The 22,504-nt window shown below is 32.8% G+C and carries 29 protein-coding genes and 4 pseudogenes; 26 read left to right on the top strand and 7 right to left on the bottom strand.

What is annotated here, in order from left to right:
- Positions 1-67: 67 nt before the first annotated feature.
- From DVJ99_RS09520 to DVJ99_RS13315, 3 genes and pseudogenes are all read right to left on the bottom strand, one after another.
- Positions 68-217: a DUF1672 family protein gene (locus DVJ99_RS09520; protein ID WP_162912174.1), complete on the bottom strand. Its 150-nt coding sequence runs from the start codon at positions 215-217 to the stop codon at positions 68-70.
- A gap of 132 nt (positions 218-349) precedes the next feature.
- Positions 350-529, bottom strand: a pseudogene (locus DVJ99_RS13320) (CHAP domain-containing protein); the annotation flags it as partial.
- Between the two features lie 13 nt (positions 530-542).
- Positions 543-935 (bottom strand): hypothetical protein, encoded by a 393-nt coding sequence (locus tag DVJ99_RS13315; RefSeq protein WP_240430831.1) that lies wholly within the window; start codon positions 933-935, stop codon positions 543-545.
- Between the two features lie 484 nt (positions 936-1,419).
- On the opposite strand from DVJ99_RS13315, the pseudogene DVJ99_RS13310 reads away from it, so the two are divergent.
- The 8 genes and pseudogenes from DVJ99_RS13310 to DVJ99_RS09475 all read left to right on the top strand — a co-directional run.
- Positions 1,420-1,641: pseudogene (locus DVJ99_RS13310) on the top strand (FtsK/SpoIIIE domain-containing protein); the annotation flags it as partial.
- A 38-nt stretch (positions 1,642-1,679) separates the two neighbouring features.
- The gene (locus DVJ99_RS09505) at positions 1,680-2,048 is read left to right on the top strand and encodes a hypothetical protein (protein WP_162912173.1); all 369 of its coding nucleotides are present in this window, start codon (positions 1,680-1,682) and stop codon (positions 2,046-2,048) included.
- A gap of 52 nt (positions 2,049-2,100) precedes the next feature.
- Complete coding sequence (locus DVJ99_RS09500) at positions 2,101-2,757, top strand: hypothetical protein (RefSeq protein ID WP_114604025.1); 657 nt, start codon at positions 2,101-2,103, stop codon at positions 2,755-2,757.
- 98 nt (positions 2,758-2,855) lie between these two features.
- The gene (locus DVJ99_RS09495; RefSeq protein ID WP_114604024.1) at positions 2,856-3,251 is read left to right on the top strand and encodes a glycine zipper domain-containing protein; all 396 of its coding nucleotides are present in this window, start codon (positions 2,856-2,858) and stop codon (positions 3,249-3,251) included.
- A gap of 49 nt (positions 3,252-3,300) precedes the next feature.
- On the top strand, positions 3,301-3,957 hold the full coding sequence (locus DVJ99_RS09490) for a hypothetical protein (protein ID WP_114604023.1): 657 nt from the start codon (positions 3,301-3,303) through the stop codon (positions 3,955-3,957).
- A complete protein-coding gene (locus DVJ99_RS09485) occupies positions 3,957-4,409 on the top strand; it encodes a DUF5085 family protein (RefSeq protein ID WP_114604022.1) in 453 nt (150 codons plus the stop codon). Before DVJ99_RS09490 ends, DVJ99_RS09485 begins: the two co-directional genes overlap by 1 nt.
- Positions 4,402-4,857, top strand: a complete 456-nt coding sequence (locus DVJ99_RS09480; RefSeq protein ID WP_114604021.1) for a DUF5085 family protein — start codon at positions 4,402-4,404, stop codon at positions 4,855-4,857. The genes DVJ99_RS09485 and DVJ99_RS09480 overlap by 8 nt, the downstream gene beginning before the upstream one ends.
- A gap of 52 nt (positions 4,858-4,909) precedes the next feature.
- Positions 4,910-5,503, top strand: coding sequence for a DUF5080 family protein (locus tag DVJ99_RS09475; protein ID WP_114604020.1), 594 nt, complete (start codon positions 4,910-4,912; stop codon positions 5,501-5,503).
- A 314-nt stretch (positions 5,504-5,817) separates the two neighbouring features.
- Here DVJ99_RS09475 and DVJ99_RS13485 read toward each other — a convergent pair.
- The 4 genes and pseudogenes from DVJ99_RS13485 to DVJ99_RS09455 form a co-directional block, all read right to left on the bottom strand.
- A pseudogene (locus DVJ99_RS13485) lies at positions 5,818-5,993 on the bottom strand (IS30 family transposase); the annotation flags it as partial.
- A gap of 109 nt (positions 5,994-6,102) precedes the next feature.
- Positions 6,103-7,014 carry a DUF1672 family protein gene (locus DVJ99_RS09465; RefSeq protein ID WP_114604019.1) on the bottom strand — a complete coding sequence of 304 codons (912 nt, stop codon included), beginning with the start codon at positions 7,012-7,014 and terminating at the stop codon, positions 6,103-6,105.
- Between the two features lie 158 nt (positions 7,015-7,172).
- Positions 7,173-8,087 carry a DUF1672 family protein gene (locus DVJ99_RS09460; protein WP_114604018.1) on the bottom strand — a complete coding sequence of 305 codons (915 nt, stop codon included), beginning with the start codon at positions 8,085-8,087 and terminating at the stop codon, positions 7,173-7,175.
- A gap of 133 nt (positions 8,088-8,220) precedes the next feature.
- Positions 8,221-8,508 carry a CHAP domain-containing protein gene (locus DVJ99_RS09455; protein WP_205527057.1) on the bottom strand — a complete coding sequence of 96 codons (288 nt, stop codon included), beginning with the start codon at positions 8,506-8,508 and terminating at the stop codon, positions 8,221-8,223.
- Between the two features lie 833 nt (positions 8,509-9,341).
- Here DVJ99_RS09455 and DVJ99_RS09450 point away from each other — a divergent pair.
- The 18 genes and pseudogenes from DVJ99_RS09450 to veg all read left to right on the top strand — a co-directional run bounded on the left by DVJ99_RS09450 (position 9,342) and on the right by veg (position 22,101).
- Positions 9,342-9,593: pseudogene (locus DVJ99_RS09450) on the top strand (WXG100 family type VII secretion target).
- A 179-nt stretch (positions 9,594-9,772) separates the two neighbouring features.
- Positions 9,773-10,111 carry a hypothetical protein gene (locus tag DVJ99_RS09445; RefSeq protein WP_205527056.1) on the top strand — a complete coding sequence of 113 codons (339 nt, stop codon included), beginning with the start codon at positions 9,773-9,775 and terminating at the stop codon, positions 10,109-10,111.
- The gene (locus DVJ99_RS13480; protein WP_114604017.1) at positions 10,108-10,509 is read left to right on the top strand and encodes a DUF5079 family protein; all 402 of its coding nucleotides are present in this window, start codon (positions 10,108-10,110) and stop codon (positions 10,507-10,509) included. Before DVJ99_RS09445 ends, DVJ99_RS13480 begins: the two co-directional genes overlap by 4 nt.
- A gap of 383 nt (positions 10,510-10,892) precedes the next feature.
- Positions 10,893-11,312 carry a DUF5085 family protein gene (locus DVJ99_RS09430; RefSeq protein ID WP_114604015.1) on the top strand — a complete coding sequence of 140 codons (420 nt, stop codon included), beginning with the start codon at positions 10,893-10,895 and terminating at the stop codon, positions 11,310-11,312.
- A gap of 8 nt (positions 11,313-11,320) precedes the next feature.
- On the top strand, positions 11,321-11,920 hold the full coding sequence (locus tag DVJ99_RS09425) for a DUF5080 family protein (RefSeq protein ID WP_114604014.1): 600 nt from the start codon (positions 11,321-11,323) through the stop codon (positions 11,918-11,920).
- Positions 11,921-11,947: 27 nt separating this feature from the next.
- Positions 11,948-12,319 carry a hypothetical protein gene (locus DVJ99_RS09420; protein ID WP_114604013.1) on the top strand — a complete coding sequence of 124 codons (372 nt, stop codon included), beginning with the start codon at positions 11,948-11,950 and terminating at the stop codon, positions 12,317-12,319.
- Between the two features lie 102 nt (positions 12,320-12,421).
- A complete protein-coding gene (locus DVJ99_RS09415) occupies positions 12,422-12,643 on the top strand; it encodes a hypothetical protein (protein ID WP_105994593.1) in 222 nt (73 codons plus the stop codon).
- 126 nt (positions 12,644-12,769) lie between these two features.
- The gene (locus DVJ99_RS09410) at positions 12,770-13,132 is read left to right on the top strand and encodes a DUF4064 domain-containing protein (RefSeq protein WP_162912172.1); all 363 of its coding nucleotides are present in this window, start codon (positions 12,770-12,772) and stop codon (positions 13,130-13,132) included.
- Positions 13,129-13,530: a DUF5084 family protein gene (locus DVJ99_RS09405; protein ID WP_114604011.1), complete on the top strand. Its 402-nt coding sequence runs from the start codon at positions 13,129-13,131 to the stop codon at positions 13,528-13,530. Before DVJ99_RS09410 ends, DVJ99_RS09405 begins: the two co-directional genes overlap by 4 nt.
- Positions 13,531-13,624: 94 nt before the next feature.
- Entirely contained in the window at positions 13,625-14,308 is a 684-nt protein-coding gene (locus tag DVJ99_RS09400) for a DUF5079 family protein (protein WP_162912171.1), read from the top strand.
- Positions 14,309-14,471: 163 nt separating this feature from the next.
- Complete coding sequence (locus DVJ99_RS09395) at positions 14,472-15,179, top strand: DUF5079 family protein (protein WP_162912170.1); 708 nt, start codon at positions 14,472-14,474, stop codon at positions 15,177-15,179.
- 129 nt (positions 15,180-15,308) lie between these two features.
- Positions 15,309-16,118, top strand: coding sequence for an ATP-binding cassette domain-containing protein (locus tag DVJ99_RS09390; RefSeq protein WP_114604008.1), 810 nt, complete (start codon positions 15,309-15,311; stop codon positions 16,116-16,118).
- Between the two features lie 86 nt (positions 16,119-16,204).
- A complete protein-coding gene (locus DVJ99_RS09385; RefSeq protein WP_162912169.1) occupies positions 16,205-16,807 on the top strand; it encodes a hypothetical protein in 603 nt (200 codons plus the stop codon).
- A gap of 243 nt (positions 16,808-17,050) precedes the next feature.
- Positions 17,051-19,054: a methionine--tRNA ligase gene (gene metG / locus DVJ99_RS09380; RefSeq protein ID WP_114604006.1), complete on the top strand. Its 2,004-nt coding sequence runs from the start codon at positions 17,051-17,053 to the stop codon at positions 19,052-19,054.
- 148 nt (positions 19,055-19,202) lie between these two features.
- Complete coding sequence (locus DVJ99_RS09375; RefSeq protein WP_114604005.1) at positions 19,203-19,976, top strand: TatD family hydrolase; 774 nt, start codon at positions 19,203-19,205, stop codon at positions 19,974-19,976.
- Between the two features lie 320 nt (positions 19,977-20,296).
- On the top strand, positions 20,297-20,851 hold the full coding sequence (rnmV, locus tag DVJ99_RS09370; RefSeq protein ID WP_114604004.1) for a ribonuclease M5: 555 nt from the start codon (positions 20,297-20,299) through the stop codon (positions 20,849-20,851).
- The gene (gene rsmA, locus DVJ99_RS09365; RefSeq protein WP_114604003.1) at positions 20,848-21,738 is read left to right on the top strand and encodes a 16S rRNA (adenine(1518)-N(6)/adenine(1519)-N(6))-dimethyltransferase RsmA; all 891 of its coding nucleotides are present in this window, start codon (positions 20,848-20,850) and stop codon (positions 21,736-21,738) included. The genes rnmV and rsmA overlap by 4 nt, the downstream gene beginning before the upstream one ends.
- Before the next feature lie 99 nt (positions 21,739-21,837).
- The gene (veg, locus tag DVJ99_RS09360) at positions 21,838-22,101 is read left to right on the top strand and encodes a biofilm formation stimulator Veg (protein ID WP_105994604.1); all 264 of its coding nucleotides are present in this window, start codon (positions 21,838-21,840) and stop codon (positions 22,099-22,101) included.
- The last annotated feature ends 403 nt before the right edge of the window (positions 22,102-22,504 follow it).

Below are 22,504 nucleotides of genomic sequence, written 5' to 3'. Positions count from 1 at the left end.
TAAGTTTGAAATCTAAACTATAACTTTTATTCATAATTAAACACCCCAAAAGTTGAATTTTGTAGGTTCAACTTTTGGGGTGCAGTACAAATTCTTCTTTATGTTTTTTTGCTAGTTGAATGGCATTTTTTTCAGCTCTGGGTTGAAAATCTTGCCCAGTGTATTTATTAACGGGCATTGTTTCAGGAATAGCATTATTAGTCATTATTTTTTTCATACTGTTACATCCTCCTAATAGTAAAGTAGTAATTAAAAAGAAACAGATTAGCTTTTTCATAGTTCGCCTCATTTTTTGATAGTTTCATTTTATTAATATTTATTGTTGCTTTATCTTTTAATTCAACTAAGTCTAGTGTATATAGTTATAAGTATGCGCTTCAGCTGACGGAATGGTTCTTGTTGAAATAATAAAAGGAGCAATATAGTTCATTTCAGAAAGAAAAACACTTCCGTCTATATTAACACGCTCAACGTAAGCTACATGCCCCCATGCACCGAGAGGTGTTTGGAAAATTGCCCCTTTTTGTGGTTGGTTATCTACTCTAAATCCAGCAGCTTTGGCTTGGCTGGCCCAGTTTTTCGCATCCCCCCCATAAAGTGCTAATTAAGTTTCCATCTTGTACACGTTTATCAAATACATAGTAAGTACATTGTCCAAGCGTATATAAGTTATTTTTATTTGAGAAATTAGGATTTGAAATGATTTTGCCATTTCCAATTGCAAGAGGCATCCCATCAACCGTTTTCGCTTTTTCATTAAAATCTGCTAATACTAATTCATCATAAAGCAATTCTACATTAGTCGAGTTAATAAATCCTCTTTTATCTTTACCGTATGCATGAGTAACTAATACATTTTTATTTTTAGAATTTGCATGAGTTATGATATCAATATTTGAAGATATGAGATGAAATGGCTCTGGCGCACTTTTCATTTGTTGATCGAAATCGTTACTTTTGGTAGATTGGTGGTTTTTATAATCACTTTTATCAGATATTGAATTTGAAAAGGTATTTTTACTTTCGAGGTTGTTTGATTGGTTTTTTCTTGTATTTTGATTTGCTTCATAAGTGTAAGTGAATGACTTATTTGATGCATCGATTGTAAATTACTTTGTAAAATTGTAATTTATTTTAATATCTTAGTGATACTACAAAAACAGTTGTGTAAATTATCTGTAAATAATATTTACAAAGTACAATCGTTAATATAATCTAGCATTAAGGAACTTGGATAAAAAAATAATACAGTTTTTTAAAATCAAATATAAAGAACAAGAATAGGTTTAAAATTACTTTAAGCAAAGTAATCGTAAATGAAGTTCATGTTAAATCTCGATAATTATGTTAATGGAATTTCGAATTGGACTTTATAAATAGTTAAATACAAACAGCGGTGGAAAGAGATTGAAACAAAATAAAATAATGGCTGTTTCGTTATGCGTTAGAGGAAATGATGATATTTAAAAATTGCATCTTCATGAAAAAGTACACGTCCCGAATGGTTTAATTGCGGGTACTAAGTGATCAGGGAAGCCAGAAATTATTCAGTATTATATTTTATCTTTATTGGTTAATTTTCATACATATAAAATTACTTTCATGTTAATAGATTATCAAGGTAATGGTAAGGAAAATTTAAATTCAAGAGAGACGCTAGTTAAAAATTCAAAAGGTTTTTGGGGAAATGGCATCCAAAAAGATATGAAAAAGCTCAAAAGGAATTTAAAGGAATGTCTAGAATCGGTGGCAAAGTTTTGAAACCAGTAGGAATAGTACTTGACATTACCGACAACCTAAGCAAAAAAACATGGGAAGAAAAAGTTGCTGGAATGAGTGTGGATTTAGCAAGTGGTGGAGCATGTACGGTAGCTGGTGCAATAATCGGTAGTGCTATTCCGGTTCCGGTAGTAGGGACATTATTAGGAGCAACTGTTGGTGCTGTTGTAGATAGAGCGTTGGATACAAAAGTTGGCAACGGAAAATCTATGAAGGATTATGCAAAAGAAAATTTAACTGGAGTTCTAAAAAGAAATTTTGCCAGATAGTAAAATTATATATTAAATTTAAAAATGTCTTGGAAGGAAAAGGAATATATAAATGAAAAACAAAGGAATTGAAGACCAAAGTTATTATGTGGAGAATATAAGGAATAATTACATCTTTCCCTTTTCATTACTGAATATTATAATATGGATTAAATATATATTTGTGGTGTCATATTGTGATATGTGGGATGAAATCCCGATATTTGCTTACTGTTATTTCGCATTTTCAATAGTATTATGGGTGGTTTTGTTCTTCCAAATAAAAATATCTAAAGAAAGTTTTTCAATAAACTTAATTCGTAGATATATTATGGTTAATATTGTTGTTGGATATAATATAGCCATTGGATATGGTAATATTTACTTTTTAAATATGATTGATCATTTTAATTTGATAAATATATGGTTGCTTTATCTTTCTCTTGTTGCTTTATCTGCATTTGGCATATATATGTTTGGTACCAACAGTTTCAAAGAATATAAAACAAGAAAATCTGAATTTTCCAAAATTTTAGGTGGCATCATATCTTTATTAGCAACGGGAAGTATTATGATTTTAGGTTTTTTTGTACCAACTGTTTATGATGTGCATACAGACATTTTCTATAGTGGTATTTTGGTTTTTTGTGTGCATTTGCTAATGATAAGAACTTTCGCATGCTATGTATTACTCAAGGAAAGTATTAAGGAACACGGGGTGTTAATTTAATAGAGTTAGATTTATTGATTATGTCAGATTGTGATAAATTCACCTTTCAGATAAAACAGAATGAGGATTGGTAGAAACCATTAGAACAGTAAAAGCTTTTGGAAAGATGGTATCAAAAAAGATATAAAAAAGCTAGGAAGGAATTCAAACACAAAAATTCACTAGAAAAATTAAAAGGAATGTCCAGAATCGGTGGCAAAGTTTTGAAACCAGTAGGAATAGTACTTGACATTACCGACAACCTAAGCAAAAAAACATGGGAAGAAAAAGTTGCTGGAATGAGTGTGGATTTAGCAAGTGATGGCGCTTGTACGGTAGCTGGTGCAATTCTTGGAAGTGCCATTCCGGTCCCAGTAGTAGGAACATTATTAGGAGCAGCTGCTGGTGCTGCTGTAGGAAGTTTTCTGGACAAAACTGATCAAAAAGGGAAGTCAAGGAAGGATTACGCAAAAGAAAACTTGAGTCGAATACTTAAAAATAATTTTAGCGGATAGCAGAATTCACAGCTTAAGTTAAAAAGTATTTTGGAAGGAATGTATAACAATGAATAAAAAAGAAATTGAAAACCAACGTTATTATGCAGAAAGTATAAGGAATAATTATGTTTTTGCCTTTTCATTGCTTAATATTGCAATATGGCTTGAGTATATTAGTTTAGCTATAAGCAATAATGTATTGGGTGAAATACCTGTATATTGGTATTGTTATTTTGCTTTTTCTATTATAACTTGGATTATATTATTTGTTCAAATAAAAAGAGAAGCGAAAAAATTCTCTATGAATTTAATTAATAAATATATCATTATTAATACGATTGTAGGATACAATATTCCGTTTGGATATGGAAATGTTTATTTTTTTAATCTTATAAATTATTTTAATTTACTTAATATATGGTTGGTTTATTTTTTCTTGGTAGTTTTGTCTGTATTTGGTCTTTATGTGTTTGGAAGTAATGCTTTTAAAGAAAATAAGTCGAAAAAGTTTGAAGTGTATCAATATATTGGTGGCATTTTAACGTTATTATCTATCGTGAGTATTATGGTTTTAAACTTTAATGTACCAACTTTATATGGAGGAAATAAAGATCTTTTATTTAGTGGTATTTTGGTCTTTTGCGTGCATTTGTTAATGATAAGAACAATTGCATTTTATGTTTTTCTTAAAGAAAGTATTAAAGAACATGGGGTGTTAATTTAATGGAGCTAGGAATGTTAATTATGCCGTATTGTGTCAAAATCACTTTTCAAATAGACGAGAGTGAGGATTGGCTAGAGGCATTAGATACAGTAAATGATTTTTTTGTCGATAAAGATATTTATCCGATGGGACCAATTATGTTCACGAGGAAACCTGTTGGTATAGGAGAGTATCAATATTCTGTATATATATCTTTGAATAGTGAATTAAAGGATATACCTGAGTTAAATATTGAGTACATTAATATGTTGGAAGTAGTACCCACACTTTCTGAAAAGTGTTTTGAAGAAGATGAATTTGAGATTGTTTATAAAAATATTCAAGAAGCTGCTACTGCCAACAATTTAAAATTAAAGAATAAGCCCTATTACCATGTTATGGTTGATTATTTTGGAGGTTCTGTATTTGAAATATATGCAGAACTAGATGTGGAGGAAGAAGTGAATGAATAAATACAGCTATTCCTCAATAATGATGAAAAATGTTGTGTATAAAACATATTTTGATTTAACAACTGATGAATTTAAAAATAAATTTGAAGATTTCAGAAGATTATGTAATCAAAAAGGCTTGAATTCAATGGGACCAATTACATATGTAATTACTCAAATTGATCTTCAAGGTAAATGCAATATGGAAATTTATATGCCTGTAGATAGGGCGATTAGACCGAGTGAAGAGCTAAATTATAGAACTTATTTTTGCATGAGTATGATGCTGCAAGGTCGTATTAAAACTAATCGTTTTATAGAAGAAGAAATTGAACTTTTAGAAGACATGAATGAATTTGCTAAGGAAAAGAACCTTACATTTATCTCATCATATTTTCATACATTGAGAACCAATTATAATGACGAAAAGGCATGGATTGATGTTAAAGCTCGGATTTATGAAAATTAATGAACATGTTGGAATGCGATGATTAGGAGTACTTGATAGGAGGATATTATAATTGGATTATGTTATTTTAATAGGATTGTTTGTTTTATTTTATTTGATAGTAGTTGCATCTATATTTAAATCTGAGGGGATATCTTTATTTGGACTGATAGTAGATGCTGCATTTGTAATCATACTCACTGTTTTTTACTTTATAGGAAAAAAAGCGACCGATATTGATATAAGTAACTACTTTTATTTTATGATTGTTGGTTCTCTTGTGTATATGTATACTGCCGTTAAAATGTTTTGGATAAAGCCAGAGTTAGTTCAATATTTAATTTTAAAGGAAACAGATTCGAAAGGCGAAGAAATAGAAGATTTAGAAAGTTATCTTCAAACAGCTAGAATAAGATCGGTTTATTATTTTATAGTCTCTGTTGCATTAATGGTGATAATTTTTCTAGTTATCCCATCACCAATAAATGAAGAGTTTATAGCGTTCGATAAATTTCTTGTTTTTGTTTCTATCTGCATTTTTCTTGTATCCTTCATTATTGATGTAGTTCGTAAAATTAGATACGGAATTTTCTTTTTCAAGTCTATAGCCCCGTTAATGACTATAATTTGGATGATAATTTCAGTTTTTATTCTTTTGAAAAGGTAAAATTATAATTCAAAATTCAAGAAACAATAGCTGGTTATTAGGATAAAAGGTTCAAGTACTTATAGTAGTTATTAGGAAAAGTAATTTTTAAGTAATATAAGTTTATATACATATAGAGAATTATAAACGTAATGAAATTCACAATACTTGTACATAGACAAAAATACACTCAAATAAGGTTGAATTACAAATTATTAATAGAATTTAGTTAGAAATACACAATAGGTTTAGATGAAAAAGAGTGATAGGATACTACGATACGAATGGAAAAGATTCGGATATGATAGTTACTGAGATTAAAGGAACTTCAATTGTCAAATTAAGTGCAACACCTTATCATTGAAAAGCTCTGCTGGTGTTTTCCAATCAAATCGTTTACGAGGACGTGTATTCAACTTATAAACATAGTGTTTTCTATTTGTTCTTCTGTAATGTTATCAATATCAATACCTTTGACTTTATTTTTGATCAAGCCATTTGTATTTTCATTAGCATGATACTCGTCAACTATTTTAAACTTTTTGACGTTCACATCAAAATCTTTTTGCATTGTATAATCTTGGTACGTCCAGTAACTACATAATTCAATCTTATCTCTTTCAGTAATCGTGTTTTTCATTTGGGTACACCTCATAAACTGCCTTATGGTTTTGATATGGTCTAGCATTAAATGTTTCTAATTTGTTTTCTGTATAAAAGAGAAAAATTGAAACTTCTTTTTCAGAGGGACCAATAGAAAGTTGATTAATATCTTTTGCGATTATAGGTAGTTTATAACTCTCTTTTTTTGGATTATACTGAGTGCTTTTGGAAAATAGACTTGTAATAAGTTCACTTTTTTCTTGATTTATTGCGATTTTGCGATTTTTTAAATAGGACTGTTTAAATTCATTGTTTTTCTGTTTTATTAATGGTTTATAATACTTATCGTAGTTTTCTAGAGTTGTAGGACTGCCATTTATCCAAAAGAATTCATTTTGATAACCAGAGTTTTGAGTTTTATTAATCGCTTCTTTGGTATAACCATAATAACCATATTTCTTTTGATTATCTTTAAAGTATTGGTAGAGCTCACCGTATTCTTTTTTATTTGCTTTGTAATCAAAACCACTGACTACATTTCCTATTTGAGTAGCGAGTTCATCACTTTCTTCGCTCGCACGCATGTTTCCTTTATTAACTAAAGAATTTTTAGTGAGTAGAATACTAGAATTAAAAACGATATCATGATCGTCACAATGAACAAAAACTTCAACACCATCTTCGTACCCAACGACATTCGTGGCTTTGACATTCAAACCAAAATTATCTTTAAAAAAACGCTCACCCAAGTCCGCAAATTCTTTTTTGTGTTTTTCGGCTAATTCAATCGCATCTTTTTCAGCCTTAGGCTGAAAGCCTTGTCCTTTATATTCGTTGACAGGCATTGTACGTGGAACTTGCTGACTTGAAAAGGAACAACCTCCTAACAAAAAAGAAAAAGTGACAATAACAGTAACTAGCTTATTCATAAATCACCTCATTATACTTGATGTATCTAAATTGAAAAGGTTTATATTGATTAATACAGTGAAAGCTTATTAAGATCTTGATTTATTAATTGAAGATTACTTTGTATCGTTGCAGCTGAAGCATCTAGTGCACGTATAGTTGTACTTTCATTCTCATTTTAGTCATCATACACTCCGTAAGACATTCTAGTGTTTTCATTTTTTGTGCCGTCATAAGTTCGGATTTCATTGTTTGTATACATTAGTGTGATATCGACAGTATCTTTGGAAGGCCCCAGTTTGTAACTTTTAATATCGTTGGCAATTGCTGGCAACTTATATCCTTCTTTGTTTTTGCTAAATTCTTCTTTTTTGTCAAAAAATGTTGTAAGAACATGCGTTTTAGATACACCACCAATAGCATTGTTTCTAGCTTGATGATATTTTTCGCTAAATTCTTTTTGGTTCATTTGAATCAAAGGTTTGTAGTATTTATCGTAATGGGCTAAATCAATAGGATAGCCGCTAATCCAAAAGAATTCATTTTGATAACCAGAGTTTTGAGTTTTATTAATCGCTTCTTTGGTATATCCGTAATAACCATAGTTCTTTTGATTATCTTTAAAGTATTGGTAGAGTTCATCATATTCTTTTTTGTTTGCTTTGTAATCAAAGCCACTGACTACTTTACCAATTTGAGTAGCAAGTTCATCGCTTTCTTCGCTTGCGCGCATGTTTCCTTTATGACTTAAAGAATTTTTAGTGAGTAGAATACTAGAATTAAAAACGATATCATGATCGTCGCAATGAACAAAAACTTCAATGCCATCTTCGTTCCCAACGACATTCGTGGCTTTGACGTTCAAACCAAAATTATCTTTAAAGAAACGCTCACCCAAGTCCGCAAATTCTTTTTTGTGTTTTTCGGCTAATTCAATCGCATCTTTTTCAGCCTTAGGCTGAAAACCTTGTCCTTTATATTCATTGACAGGCATTGTACGCGGAACGTTATTTTCAGTTGTTATATCTTTCAATGCATTGCATCCACCTAATAGAGTTGTTGAAATTATAATTGTGTAAAGCAGCTTTTTCATAGGTCACCTCATTGGTTGATAATAATCATCATTTTTAAGTCATTAGAAATAATTATACTAATATTGCTTTGAATTAATTAAAAATTATCGTAAAGATATGATTAAGTATTGTCATTAAGGAACATTGCGATAATTAATGGATGTAATTATAATTTTTTGCTTCTGCAGCTGAAATAGTACGCGTTGACGTTATATAAGGAGCTATGAAGTTCATTTCTGAGATAAATATACTGCCATCAATATTAACGCGTTCAACGTAGGCTACATGTCCCCATACTCCAATAGGTGTTTGAAAAACTGCACCTTTTTTAGGTTGGTTATCTACTCTAAATCCCGCAGCTTTAGCTTGGCTTGCCCAGTTTTTCGCATCCCCCCAAAATGTACTGATGGTATTACCATCAGCGGCACGTTTATCAAACACATAATATGTACATTGGCCTAGGGTATATAGATTATTTTTCCATTATCCATTGCTAGGGGTTTACCTTCAGGTGTTCTCGCTTTTTTATTAAACTCTTGCAGTGATAGTTCATCATAAAGCAAGTCTACATTTATGGAATTAATAAATCAGTGTTCATCTTTACCATAGGCATTAGTGCTTATATTTTGAGTAGAAGGTAGAGTGTTATCTTGTACAGGTAAACTTGGTGCAGTTTCTCGTGGTGGAGATGGCTGTAAAGTTATGTTATTAGATTTCGATTGTATCGCCTGTGGTTGAATTGATAATGAGTTCTGTGATTGTTGTTATCGACCATAATTTTCTTGTGGTGTTTTTTACTTGAGGTGATTGATTAGGCTGTGTGCTGGGAGTAGAATTTCGGTGTGGATTTACATTGGATGACTGAGTATTATTCTTTGGAGTTTACACCGATTCATTATTGTTTCCGTATGCATATGTAAATAATCCGTCCGATGAATTTACTTTGAAGTCAGCATTTGGGTGTGCTTTTTGCTTCATCTAAAGTTTCAGAAGAAGCAATAGTATTTAAAAATAAAGAGTTAATTAGGACAAGTGATAAAAATGGTAATTTTGATTGACGTTTGTTCATTTCAATTGTTTCCTTTACTTTTTTTATTGTTATAATCAAAATGATTAAAAAGATAATCGTAAATAATTTGTAAAGGGTCTATACAAAATTACAAAAGTTATATATGCTTATTTAGAAAACACTATTAACTATTAAAGAAATTAATAGTATTTTCTAAAACTTAAGATAGCAAAAGAGGATTTTTTGTGCAAGGGCTTTAATTAAAATGTCACTCGAAGAAATTAGAGCGAAGTCCCAATCATACCGTAATGGATTAGAACAATTTAGATAAATATTGTCTGATTTAACACGTGATCAAGGTGAAATTGCAGCGAAATGGGAAGGACTAGCATTTAATCGCTTTGAAGAACAGTTTAACCAACTTAGCCCTAAAGTAGAGCGATTCTCTCTATTATTAAAAGAAATTAAACAACAATTAAACAGTACAACAGATACTGTTGAAGAAACAGACCAATAATTATCACAAAATTTCGGTTTACAATAACCATTTTTTCAAGACCATACAGCAAAGAATCAGCTAGGAGACCTTGCTTCATTTGTCCGAAAATTAACTTCATTCAATAAAATAGGATTAAATTTTATTATCTTTTAGTTAATATAAGTCAACTGAACATGCTGTAACTTAGGAAGATGTTCATGCGTATGGTCTTAATTTTATTACATAAATTGAACAGGTGTGTTTTAGTAATAGCATTAAATTTTTCCTCTGAAGAATTAACTAATAAAAAGTTAGTTGGATTATCTGTGGATTTAGGAGCTATAGATGGGGGGATGAGTATCATGACAGACGTGAAAGTACTTAATGGGAAAAATTTAACAGACTTAGCTAAAGATAAAGCAGTAAGCTCAATAAGGCAGTTTGTTGGATGGAAAGCCACTAAAAAAGTAGCTAGTAACATTAGTAATGTGAATATAAATATGGTTGGATTAGGAATAAAAGTTTTTGGTAAGGATGCTGGAGGTGATTTCACTTGATAAATAATAAAGAAATCGATGTATATCATTCCATAAGAAAACCAGCTACACAATTTACTGCTTTGTTCACTTTGTTTTTGATTGGGTTTACAAGTTTAACGTTTATATTCGGACTTGATTTAAAAAACACCCCTATTTATTTAATAGTATCTACGATAGTTCAGTTTGTAGTGATTATAATAAGCTTTATTCCTTTGTATTTTGAAAGAAAACCATCTCAATTCCGATTATATATTAAAAGGCTAAGTTTCTTTTCTATTGTATGTGCGCTTTCGATGTATAATGCTACCTTTGCAGCGTACAATATATACTTTTACTTGGCAGCACAAAATGGTATATATCTATTTAATTTTTGGATAATTGGAACGTTAGCTATGACTATTAGTTATTTTTCCTAAATTATTCAACACATTTTATTATTAAAAGATCCAGAAAAGTTTAATGGAAAACTAAGGAAGATAGATTAGTCAGAAAGTTAGTCAGTGTAAATATTTGTAAAGTATTTACATATATTGTAATCATTCAAAAAATAATAGAATACTTTACCATTCCTGATATTTTAGATTCACGCTTTGTAATTATAGTGGTCACTATAATGATTTTTGGGGCAATGGTGTTTAGTTCTATTGTATTAAATCAATTTGTAAGAGCTGTGTTAGATTTTAAATCAAAAAACCCTTTCTAGAACATGTAACAAATCACTTTAATTACATATGTTTGAAATAAATTGACAATTAGTTAGGACAATTGATTAGGCATCGAAGTTTTTAAAAGTAGTTCCATGAAATTTTATTATTTAAGGAAGAGGGTGAAATACAGTGGAGTTGAATTGGGTCAATGTGCGAAAGGTTTTATTGAACTTGCAGGTGGTTATGGCCTAAATAAAGATGGCACTTTAATCCTTGTATACACTCAATTTATGAAAGACAATCAAGTTAATGTCACGCTGATGATGCCAGTAGATATGCCATTTACACCAGGAAATGACTTAGGATTTAGAACGTATTTATACATTAATCAAATGCTAGAAGGCAGATTAAAGACAAAACAATATGAAAAAGAAGAAAAAGAAGTGTTAACAGAATTAGAAAACTTTGCGAAAACAAATAATCTTAGAAGAGTATCGCCGTATTATCATATCATCAATGAAATTGATGATATGAGTTGGGTAGACATCAAAGTTAAAGTAATGGAAGAATAGGAGCGCTTATGACCATATTATTATTGTTGTTGATGGCAGGTTTGTATTACGTAGTGTATATCACTGCTGTGATGTATGCGGAGGGCATTAAATTACTGCAGTGGATTGCTTATGGAATTGCAGCATTGATCTTTTTAATAACATTTATTTTTGTGAATCCAAGTTTCAGTTCTTTGCAGAATTACATATTTGTATTAATCGTGGCTTTTGTGATCTATGGGTGGATAGCAATTAAATCATTCTGGAATCGACCTTATAAAGTCAAACTAGAGAGTATGGGACCTGTACATGATCATATTTTAACAAAGACTAAATATGAAGAAGCTGAAAGTATTAAAATCGATTTGGTTTCTGCGAAGTATAAAGGCATTATTTCAGGTGTGATATCGGTAGTTTGTATGATTGCGATTAAGTTAAAATTAACACCTGCGTTAAAGCAAGATTTAGAAGGCGGTTTAATTGCATTAGGCCTTATCCTATTTTTGATGATTATTGTTTATTTAATCATTGATATTGTGCTCGCTGTAAAAAGAGGCAAGTTTGCATTTATTACTCTAAGACCTTTAGGTACTTTTATTTGGCTGATTATATTTGCCATCATTGTCTAATAAATATAACTGATATAGGAGATGACTATGAAAAAATTAAGTATCGTACTGTTAACTGTCATTGTATTGATTACGGTTGGATGTTCAAAAGGGGATCCTCTACCAAGGTCAGTGAAAAATGATATGCATAAAAGCGAACAAAAAATGGACGTAATTAAAATATTTAAATTAGATCGTAAAAATGTAGTTTATGACAAGGATACAAAAAAACTAACACTACCACTTAAGTTTAATGATCCAGTTGAATTACCTTCTGATCTTGTAACGGATATAGCTACTCAACGATATACAGATAATAAAGAGGTAAAGGAAGTCGTTGTGAAATATAAATTAAAAGGTAAAAAATATAACTTTGATTTAATACGCGATAAAAATGGAAAGTTCAAAAAGATGAAATAAAAATTTAATGGGAACGGACACACATTTGTGTTTCATTCAAACATGCATGTGTGTCCTGTTCCCATAGTCAGGATTAAAAAAATAGAGATAGGAGAATAAAACATGGCGGAAAAAACTAGAGAACCAGGTAAAACGCTAAAAGTATGGACATGGATTTTAATTGTACTTTCATTAATTACTCCGATTTTTGGAATCGGTAGTATCATTTGTGCAGTGAACTACAAAAAACACAATCAAGAAAAAGGCGCTAAACTTCTATACATAGCAATTATTGTGACAGTTGTTAGTTTGGTATATGTTATTATGAAAAACTTAATGAGATAACAATTCATACAACAGAGTAACAGTTATTAACAATGCTCTGTTGTTTTATTCTTAAAATGAAAAGTAAAGAAGTCTAACATTTTTTAATGCTGCGAGTATTCTATTTTACGTGCATCCATAATTGGATTGGTTGTACAAGGATTAGGGTTGGTGGTGTTATTGTTATTTTTGATTGCGAATATTGCAGGTGTTACTAATCCAGAGGTAACAACGACTGTTAATGGTGAAGTCCATGTACAAAGTGTCGAAGCAGCACGTAACACTTTTACTGTTGGTCTTTCAATTGGATTAGTCTTATTACTTGTTTCAGAATCACTAGGATTTATAACTTTTCGCAAGATAGACAAAGATAATAAAGTTAGCGGCATCTTACATATCATTGCTGGAGTTTTAACGTTTAACCTTGTAGGTTTTGTAGTGTGGTTAGTAGCAGGGATATTAATGTTAAAACAAAGCAACAGAACTAATCACAAGGAGATTGTGCAATGAAACACGTATGGTGGATATTATTAGTTATTGGACTTGTAATGAATATATTAAGTATTGATGGTTTTATACTGAGTGTAGGTTGCCTAGGTGTTTTAATAGTAGGGCTGGTTTGGCCATTATTCACGTTTCCATCTAAAACAAATATCTTCAGTCAAGTGAACAATGTATTCTTTTATATAACGGTGGGTATGTTGTATGTATTTACTATGTTCATGGTATTAACAACCTTTATAACATTGCATATCGGTGCGGAATTTGGACCAATAATCTATGGAACAAATATAATTACACTACAATATGTATTTTTTGTTTTAGGGATACTGGCTTATACAACGGGATCAATACTATCAATCATTAAATATCATAAATGGTGGAACAAAGGTCTAACGTTGAATTAGAGAATAATGGCATTAGATAAAGAAATAGATTTGAATTGATGGTTCATAGCTTTTTATATAAGTTGGAATAAAAGAGAGAATGGGGGGACTCAATTTGAATGATGCATATGAAAAATTAAGAAAGCCTTTACCGCAAATGCTCGGGTTTTTCTCTATATTTTTTTCTTTTTTTGGGTGGGTACAATACTTTTACGGTTTAACAATAAAAGATACTCCATTGTATCTAATCATAAGTTCTTTAATAATAATTGCAACGTCTATAATATGTTTCATTATATTGGCTTTTCCATACCCTAAGAATCATGAGGATATGAAAAAAAGTGCGTTTAAACTTATGGTGTTAGATATTTTAGTATTATATTGTTTGATTGTATCTATGTACAATATCTACTTCTTTTTGGGCGCAAATATGGGTATAGATCTTGCGGTGTTTTGGGGTATTGGGATATCAACTATGATTATATGTTTGGCGAGCTTAATGTATGGAATATATTTACTTAGCCATACTCCTTATTGGTTAAAAAGTAAGAAAAAAGACGAGCGAGTTTCCAAAAAAATAATGACAATTATAATTGCATTCTCGTTAAGTCTTTTAGTAGTTTTCCAAAATATTATTGAATATTTCACAGTACCTAATATTAATGGAGTGAATTCTGTATTTTTATTTTTAGCTGTAATCATGCCAGTGGTATATTTTGTTGTCCTTATGCTTTATATACACTACACGCAAGTATTATCAGATTATGAGTTGGAAGATGCGGATACATTCTTTGAATAGGTTATTAGAGAAAGAATATACAGGGAAAATAGTTCGGGAAAGTACATATATTTCACTTATGTTTTAAAACATTTTGTATTAGAAGATAATGTTATGTAGCGGCTCAGATTTTGAAGTGACTGAGCAGTTGATATTAATAGATGTACTAATGGAGGTAATTAAATTGAATGATGCATATAAAAAATTAAGAAATCCACTTCCGCAAATTTTAGCAGTATTATCGATGGTGTTTTCTTTTATGGGTTTTGTTCAATACTTTGATAATTTAACAATAGAAAATACACCTTTGTATTTATTGATTACTAATATATTTATAATTATAACATCTGTATTGTGCTTTTTGATATTGTTTTTTCCATACCCTAAGAATCATGAAGAAATGAAAAAAAGTGCATTTAAACTTATGGTTTTAGATGTTGCAATTTTATACTGTATGATTATATCTTGTTACAATATATACTTTTTTATGGCTGCTAATTATGCTATCTACCTTACTGCATATTGGACGGTAGGAATGATTACAATGTTTGTGTGTCTGATTGCGTTTCTTTACGGTGTTTATTTATTGAGTAATACACCATTTTGGTTAAAAGGTAAGGAAAAAGAAGAGAAAATATCAGGAAAAATATCAGGAAAAATATCAGGAAAAATCATCACTATCATTATTTTGTGGCTATTTAGTTTGTTGATAGTGGTTCAAAAAATTATAGAATATATCTTGATACCTAATATCAATGAATCTAAATTTGTAATTTTGACAGTTGGTACAATTATGCCAATAATATATTTTATTGTTCTCATGCTTTATATACACTACACCCAAGTACTATCAGATTATGAATTGGACGATGCGGATGCATTTTTTAATTAACAAACAGTTAAGTGAGATGTTTAATATATTTAACGCAGTGGGGAATGCATAAGGTAGCTTACTTTATTGAAAAAGTAATATAAGATTATACTGATCTTGTTTGATTTCTCCATATAAAGAGGTGTCTTTATGAAGCATGTTGCAGTGCAATTAAATCATGTTAGTAAAACGTTTGGTAAGCAGACTATTTTTGATAATATTACCGAAACCATACCGCTTCACACCCTAACTGAAATCTCTGGATCCAACGGTGCAGGCAAAAGCGTCCTTTTAAAAATGATTGCAGGTTTTTCTCATCCGACCTCTGGCCAAATCACATTTGCTAAGTCTCTGAAGTCAATCAGTTATGCGCCTGATGATTTACCAGATAACATTCCATTATCTGTTGAAACATTTTTAAACACTTTAATGACAAAGCGTGGACGACACCATGACAGCACACGTTTAAATACATACATAGAGGTTTTTGGTTTATCACCTTATTTGAAAACACCCATTGCTCATTGTTCTAAGGGGACAAGACAGAAAGTTAATTTAATTCAATGCTTGATGCTTGAAGCGGATTTAATGATTTTAGATGAGCCTTTTACCGGTCTTGATGGAGAGGCTAAAGCATATTTCATCGCTTTGTTAAATGACTTAAAGACACATACAACAATCATTTATACAAATCATGAAGTGCAAGCAGAATGGCCAACTTCAGTACATCATATTCAATTAGATCGTCAAAGCGAGAAGGATGACCGATTTAATACGTACCCGATTACGACGATATATTTTCATACCGATCACCTTCAAGCAGTAGCTCAACACTTTCCTATTGAGACTTCTGCAGAAGGCTATATGATTACAGTGAGTCTAGATAGTGTGAATCAGACACTGGATTATTTAATAAAGCAGCAGTGTGACATTATTGAAGTTAGGAGGGAAGGACATTGATGCGTCTGATGTCCTATTAGTTACATAAATTAATAAGAAGGCCACAAATACTTCCTGCATATTGTTTATATATAGTAAGCATCGTCATGCTTTATAGTTACAAAGGTGTTCAAGTAACTTCGAGTTATACTTTGAGTCACATGTTATTATTTCCGATTGTATTATGGATAGGAGCTCTCATTGCTAAGCAAAATTCACCCAATGAACGTTATATTTTATTAATTCATATGCAAAGCAAGCGTTATAAGTATGTATTAGGGACACTGTGGACGTCTTTTGTTATCGCGCTGCCTCTGGTCTTATTTGCGATTGTTTATCCGATTGTGATTCGTGTTTTTAGTCAGATGCCTACAGTGGCTGAAATCGTAATGGCTGTTATTACACACGTGCTTTCAGCGCTTTTTGGTGTTGTGATTGGGAGTTATGTCCTGTTTTCATATCTTCAACAACGTAAGTATATTTGGCTATTGCTGATCTTGTTTGGCTTACTCACTTTTTTAAAGCCTATATTCATCGAACAGTTTTCTTTTATGAAACTATTCCTCTGGATATTACCGCCACTAACAAGTTTGAATCAATTAATGATACAAGGTCAGACATTTCATGCAGTACCTTGGTTGGTTTGTATCTTATATCTTATTATCAGCAGTGCCTTGTTGCTTTTTTCTTTCAATCGCAGTGAAATCTAAACACAAATACGAAAGATTCAACACCCTCACTATATGCACCGCAACTTAGAATTGTTACAATATATACATATGGAATAAAAATCAGTCGAACTCATGTGAAGGGTACATGACAATTATGTAGTGAAAACGTCTTGCGAAAGCGTTGCTTATTGTACGTGTGATACTGTCGTGACAGGACTCTGCATTGAAATCAACACTGAATTTAGATATATTAAATATGTAAGATACAAGGAGGAGCATGGAATGGCGAAAGATACATTTTATATAACAACACCTATTTATTACCCAAGCGGTAAACTACACATTGGGCATGCCTATTCAACTGTAGCAGGCGACGTTATTGCGCGCTACAAACGCATGCAAGGCTATGATGTACGTTATTTAACAGGTACAGATGAACATGGTCAAAAAATTCAAGAAAAGGCACATAAAGCAGGCCTTACAGAATTAGAATACCTGGATGATATGATCGCAGGTATTAAAGCTTTATGGGAAAAATTAGAGATTTCTAACGATGACTTCATCAGAACGACGGAAAGACGTCATGAGAAAGTTGTAGAGAAAGTCTTTGAACGTTTGCTTGCTCAAGGCGATATTTACCTTGGCGAATATGAAGGCTGGTACTCTGTGCCGGATGAAACGTACTACACAGAATCTCAACTTGAAGATCCAGAATATGACAAAGATGGTCATATTATCGGCGGTAAAAGCCCTGATTCTGGACATGAAGTAGAATTAGTGAAAGAAGAAAGCTACTTCTTCAATATTTCAAAATATGCGGATCGCTTATTAGAGTTTTATGATGCGAACCCTGAGTTCATTCAACCTCCTTCTCGTAAGAACGAAATGATTAACAACTTTATCAAACCAGGATTAACAGACTTGGCAGTATCACGTACAACATTTGATTGGGGTGTACAAGTGCCGTCTAATCCTAAACACGTTGTTTACGTTTGGATTGATGCGTTGGTGAACTATATTTCAGCACTTGGCTACTTATCAGATGATGACAGTCTGTTCCAAAAATATTGGCCGGCTGATTTGCATTTAATGGCGAAAGAAATTGTACGTTTCCACTCAATTGTATGGCCGATTTTATTAATGGCATTAGACTTGCCGCTTCCAAAACGCGTCTTCGCACACGGTTGGATTTTAATGAAAGACGGCAAAATGAGTAAATCTAAAGGCAACGTAGTAGACCCTAACGTATTAATCGACCGTTACGGCTTAGATGCGACACGTTACTACTTAATGAGAGAGTTGCCATTCGGTTCAGACGGCGTCTTCACACCTGAAGCCTTCGTAGATCGTACGAACTTTGATTTAGCCAACGATTTAGGCAACCTTGTGAACCGTACAATTGCGATGATCAACAAATACTTTGATGGTGAATTACCGGCATACCAAGGACCTAAACATGAATTGGATGCTGAAATGGAACAATTCGCATTAGATACTGTCAAAGAATATCATGAGAATATGGAAAATCTTCAGTTCTCAGTTGCACTTGCGACAGTATGGAAATTCATCAGCCGTACAAATAAATACATTGATGAAACAACACCATGGGTACTTGCTAAAGACGACAGCCAAAGAGAAATGTTAGGTAATGTAATGGCACACTTAGTAGAGAATATCCGCTTCGCAGCTGTATTACTCCGCCCATTCCTTACAAACGCACCGCGTGAAATCTTTGCGCAACTGCACATCAACAGTCCTGAGTTGTTCGAACTCGACAGTCTAAAAGCATACGGCGCATTGACAGAACCGATTACGGTAACAGAGAAGCCGCACCCGATCTTCCCGCGCTTAGATACAGAAGCAGAAGTCAGCTTCATTAAAGCATCTATGCAAGGTTCAGCACCGAAAGCTGAAACTGAGGAAGAAGCAAAAGAAGAGGAAAAAGAAGCAGTGCCTTCTAAACCTCAAATCACAATTAAAGACTTTGATAAAGTAGAAATCAAAGCCGCAACAGTGATGGATGCGGAAAACGTGAAGAAATCAGATAAACTGTTGAAAATTCAAGTAGACTTAGGCGATGAACAACGCCAAATCGTATCAGGCATTGCGAAATTCTATGAGCCGGATGATATTATCGGTAAAAAAGTCGCAGTGGTCACAAACTTGAAACCAGCGAAATTAATGGGGCGTAAATCAGAAGGCATGATTTTATCAGCAGAAAAAGACGGCGTACTTACACTTGTAAGTCTGCCTAATGCAATTCCTAACGGTGCAGTGATTAAATAAGAAGATTGAAACAGTTTAAGAAAACAAAGAGAAAGCGGCCGGCAGATTGAAATGCTTCAGCCGCTTCTTTTCATTGTCATGCCTCTTGCAAATACGGGTATAATGACAATACATCAGCTATATACAGTAGTGAAAGGAGCACTTAACATTGTTAATTGATACACATGTACATTTAAATGCGGAACAATATGATGAAGACTTGCAAGAAGTAATTGATCGTGCACGTGAAGCAGGGGTAGACCGTATGTTTGTCGTAGGTTTTGATACACCGACAATCGAACGTGCGATGGAACTCATCGACCAATATGATTTCTTATATGCGATTATCGGTTGGCACCCTGTAGACGCGATTGACTATACAGAAGAACGCGAACAATGGATTGAAAAGTTATCTGAGCATCCTAAAGTTATCGGTATCGGTGAAATGGGCTTAGATTACCATTGGGATAAATCACCGAAAGATGTACAAAAAGAAGTGTTTAGAAAACAAATTGCCTTAGCAAAACGTGTCAACTTGCCGATTGTGATTCACAACCGCGAAGCTACACAAGATTGCGTTGATATCTTAATGGAAGAACATGCAGAAGAAGTAGGCGGCATCATGCACAGCTTCAGCGGTTCTCCTGAAATTGCGGATGTTGTCATCAATAAACTAGGTTTCCATATTTCATTAGGCGGACCTGTGACGTTTAAAAATGCCAAACAACCTAAAGAAGTCGCAAAACATGTACCGCTTAATCGCTTACTCGTTGAAACAGACGCGCCTTATTTATCACCGCATCCTTATCGCGGTAAACGTAATGAACCGATGCGCGTGACTTTAGTTGCTGAAAAAATTGCGGAATTACGCGGTATCAGTTATGAAGAAGTTGCTAAACAAACAACAGAAAACGCGGAAAAGTTATTTAACTTAAATCAATAACACGTAAAAGCACCGTTCGAGAGAAGGGTGCTTTTATAATGCCTTGATGTAAGGGATAACGTGCGATGACGTGTTTTTACTTGTGCAGTACAGTCTGTATAGGTTGAATGATTATTGAAGGTGTTATCGCTTTATTAAAGATGTTTTGATAAAACAGTTTACTAAATTCTAGATGAGTGCATTTACTATCCTAAATAGTGCTTTTAGGAAGTTATCTTTTGCTTTATAGCTGAATGTGATTCAATGTGACAATGTTTTATTTTTCAAGCTTGAAGATATGGTATAGTATTGAAGTTAACACGTGAAAGGTGACGAATAATATGAAGATAAATGAGTTTATCGTGGTTGAAGGCCGTGATGACACAGAACGTGTGAAGCGTGCTGTAGAGTGCGATACAATTGAAACTAATGGCAGTGCAATCAGTTGGGAAACTTTAGATGTCATTCGCAATGCACAGGAAACAAGAGGTGTTATTGTATTAACTGATCCTGATTTCCCGGGTGATAAAATACGTAATACTATCCGCGAACATGTACCGGGTGTAAAACATGCTTATATTGACCGTGAAAAAGCAAAAAGCAGACGCGGAAAAATCGGTGTAGAACATGCGTCTGTGGATGCGATTAAAGAAGCGCTGATGCATGTGTCATCTCCATTTGAAGAGGGCATGGAATCCATCAGCAAAGATGTCTTAATTGATTTAGGTTTGATAGTCGGTGCAGATGCAAGACATAAGCGTGCAGTACTCGGCCGTAAATTACATATTGGACATTCAAATGGCAAGCAGCTGTTGAAAAAACTAAATGCTTTCGGCTATACCGAACAAGATGTGCGTGAAGCATTAAACGAAGATAAAGGAAGTGAGCATAAATGATGCATAAAGATATCGCAACACCGACGCGAACGCGTGCATTGCTGGATAAATATCAATTTGATTTCAAGAAGAGCTTGGGACAAAACTTCTTAATTGATGTGAATATTATTCATAAAATTATTGAGGCCAGTGCCATTGATGAAAATACAGGTGTTATTGAAGTAGGACCGGGGATGGGTTCGTTAACCGAGCAACTCGCAAAACATGCGAAAAAAGTTGTCGCATTTGAGATTGATCAGCGTTTGATTCCTGTCTTAGAGGATACTTTATCTCCTTATGACAATGTGACGGTGATTAATGAAGATATTTTAAAAGCGAATGTAGTAGAAGCAGTACAAGCGCACTTATCAGATTGCGATAAAATTATGGTTGTTGCGAATTTGCCGTATTATATCACAACACCGATATTGTTGAACTTAATGTCGCAGACACTGCCGATTGACGGTTATGTGGTAATGATGCAAAAAGAAGTCGGTGAACGTTTAAATGCACAAGTAGGTACGAAGGCATACGGCTCATTATCGATTGTAGCCCAGTATTATACAGAGACTTCAAAAGTATTAACTGTACCTAAGACAGTCTTTATGCCGCCGCCGAATGTAGATTCTATTGTCGTGAAATTGATGAAACGAGAAGCACCGGTGGTATCGGTGGATGATGAAGATCGTTTCTTTAAAATGACTAAAGCTGCATTCAGCCAAAGACGTAAGACAATCGTGAACAATTACCAAAGTTTATTTACTGACGGCAAACAACAAAAAGATCGCATTAAAGACTGGTTGGAAAGCAGTGAAATCGATCCGAGACGCCGCGGTGAAACATTATCTATAAAAGAATTTGCGCATTTGTACAATAACTTGAAAAAATTCCCAGAATTAGAGTTTTAAAATATTGACATAGGGCATTGGTATTGTTAAAATTTAAATTTTATTTGACTGAATCGCTGGAAATGTGTTATAATACAATTTGTAGCGAGGTGGAGCAATATGCCAAAATCAATTTGGGACATCAAAAATGCACTTGATTGTCATTTAGGAAACCGTATTGTACTTAAAGCGAATGGTGGTCGTAAGAAAACAATCGAACGTTGCGGAGTGTTAGCTGAAACATACCCTGCAGTATTCATTGTTGAATTAGACCAAGACAAACATAACTTTGAACGTGTATCTTATACATACACTGATGTGTTGACAGAGAACGTCCAAGTTTCGTTTGTAGACGAAAATCACCAGGATGCAGTTGCACACTAGAAAATAATAGAGTTGAAGCCATGTGCTTCGTTTAAAAAGAGGAATCCTGATTTAAGGATTCCTCTTTTTTTGCGTTGAGCGATAATCATTTTATGTGTTTTATACTTTTAGATCTGCTTCTTCTGTTATAGAACATGCAAAATAAAAAGCGGAGCTGAGAAGAAAAGGGAAAAATACAGCATACAAACAAGGAGATTTTGTTGCGGTTGGCAATCATATACGCAGAATATAACGTATCTTCACAAATTACTTAAATATTTTTCAATTTCATAACATTAACCACTGTAATGTGTGCCAATGTTCGTGTTATAATAACGATAATGCAGATGATGTACGTCATTTTATTTTTGTACAAGGGAAATTGAACCCTCTTATCACTTTTTAGTGAAGCAGACATTTCTGA

Origin of the sequence: Staphylococcus sp. EZ-P03, assembly GCF_003344575.1 — a bacterium.
In the GTDB taxonomy this organism is placed as follows: Bacteria; Bacillota; Bacilli; order Staphylococcales; family Staphylococcaceae; genus Staphylococcus; species Staphylococcus simulans_B.
Note: the sequence above shows the minus strand (reverse complement) of the source record. Positions and strands in the feature narration are given on the sequence as shown.

Bases quoted from the DNA above. Each gene is read 5' to 3' on its own strand.
- DVJ99_RS09520 (WP_162912174.1), bottom strand. From the start codon at position 217: ATGAAAAAAATAATGACTAATAATGCTATTCCTGAAACAATGCCCGTT.
- DVJ99_RS13315 (WP_240430831.1), bottom strand. From the start codon at position 935: ATGAAAAGTGCGCCAGAGCCATTTCATCTCATATCTTCAAATATTGAT.
- DVJ99_RS09500 (WP_114604025.1), top strand. From the start codon at position 2,101: ATGAAAAACAAAGGAATTGAAGACCAAAGTTATTATGTGGAGAATATA.
- DVJ99_RS09490 (WP_114604023.1), top strand. From the start codon at position 3,301: ATGAATAAAAAAGAAATTGAAAACCAACGTTATTATGCAGAAAGTATA.
- DVJ99_RS09485 (WP_114604022.1), top strand. From the start codon at position 3,957: ATGGAGCTAGGAATGTTAATTATGCCGTATTGTGTCAAAATCACTTTT.
- DVJ99_RS09480 (WP_114604021.1), top strand. From the start codon at position 4,402: ATGAATAAATACAGCTATTCCTCAATAATGATGAAAAATGTTGTGTAT.
- DVJ99_RS09465 (WP_114604019.1), bottom strand. From the start codon at position 7,014: ATGAATAAGCTAGTTACTGTTATTGTCACTTTTTCTTTTTTGTTAGGA.
- DVJ99_RS09460 (WP_114604018.1), bottom strand. From the start codon at position 8,087: ATGAAAAAGCTGCTTTACACAATTATAATTTCAACAACTCTATTAGGT.
- DVJ99_RS09445 (WP_205527056.1), top strand. From the start codon at position 9,773: ATGCGTATGGTCTTAATTTTATTACATAAATTGAACAGGTGTGTTTTA.
- DVJ99_RS09430 (WP_114604015.1), top strand. From the start codon at position 10,893: ATGAAATTTTATTATTTAAGGAAGAGGGTGAAATACAGTGGAGTTGAA.
- DVJ99_RS09425 (WP_114604014.1), top strand. From the start codon at position 11,321: ATGACCATATTATTATTGTTGTTGATGGCAGGTTTGTATTACGTAGTG.
- DVJ99_RS09420 (WP_114604013.1), top strand. From the start codon at position 11,948: ATGAAAAAATTAAGTATCGTACTGTTAACTGTCATTGTATTGATTACG.
- DVJ99_RS09415 (WP_105994593.1), top strand. From the start codon at position 12,422: ATGGCGGAAAAAACTAGAGAACCAGGTAAAACGCTAAAAGTATGGACA.
- DVJ99_RS09405 (WP_114604011.1), top strand. From the start codon at position 13,129: ATGAAACACGTATGGTGGATATTATTAGTTATTGGACTTGTAATGAAT.
- DVJ99_RS09390 (WP_114604008.1), top strand. From the start codon at position 15,309: ATGAAGCATGTTGCAGTGCAATTAAATCATGTTAGTAAAACGTTTGGT.
- DVJ99_RS09385 (WP_162912169.1), top strand. From the start codon at position 16,205: ATGCTTTATAGTTACAAAGGTGTTCAAGTAACTTCGAGTTATACTTTG.
- metG (WP_114604006.1), top strand. From the start codon at position 17,051: ATGGCGAAAGATACATTTTATATAACAACACCTATTTATTACCCAAGC.
- rnmV (WP_114604004.1), top strand. From the start codon at position 20,297: ATGAAGATAAATGAGTTTATCGTGGTTGAAGGCCGTGATGACACAGAA.
- rsmA (WP_114604003.1), top strand. From the start codon at position 20,848: ATGATGCATAAAGATATCGCAACACCGACGCGAACGCGTGCATTGCTG.
- veg (WP_105994604.1), top strand. From the start codon at position 21,838: ATGCCAAAATCAATTTGGGACATCAAAAATGCACTTGATTGTCATTTA.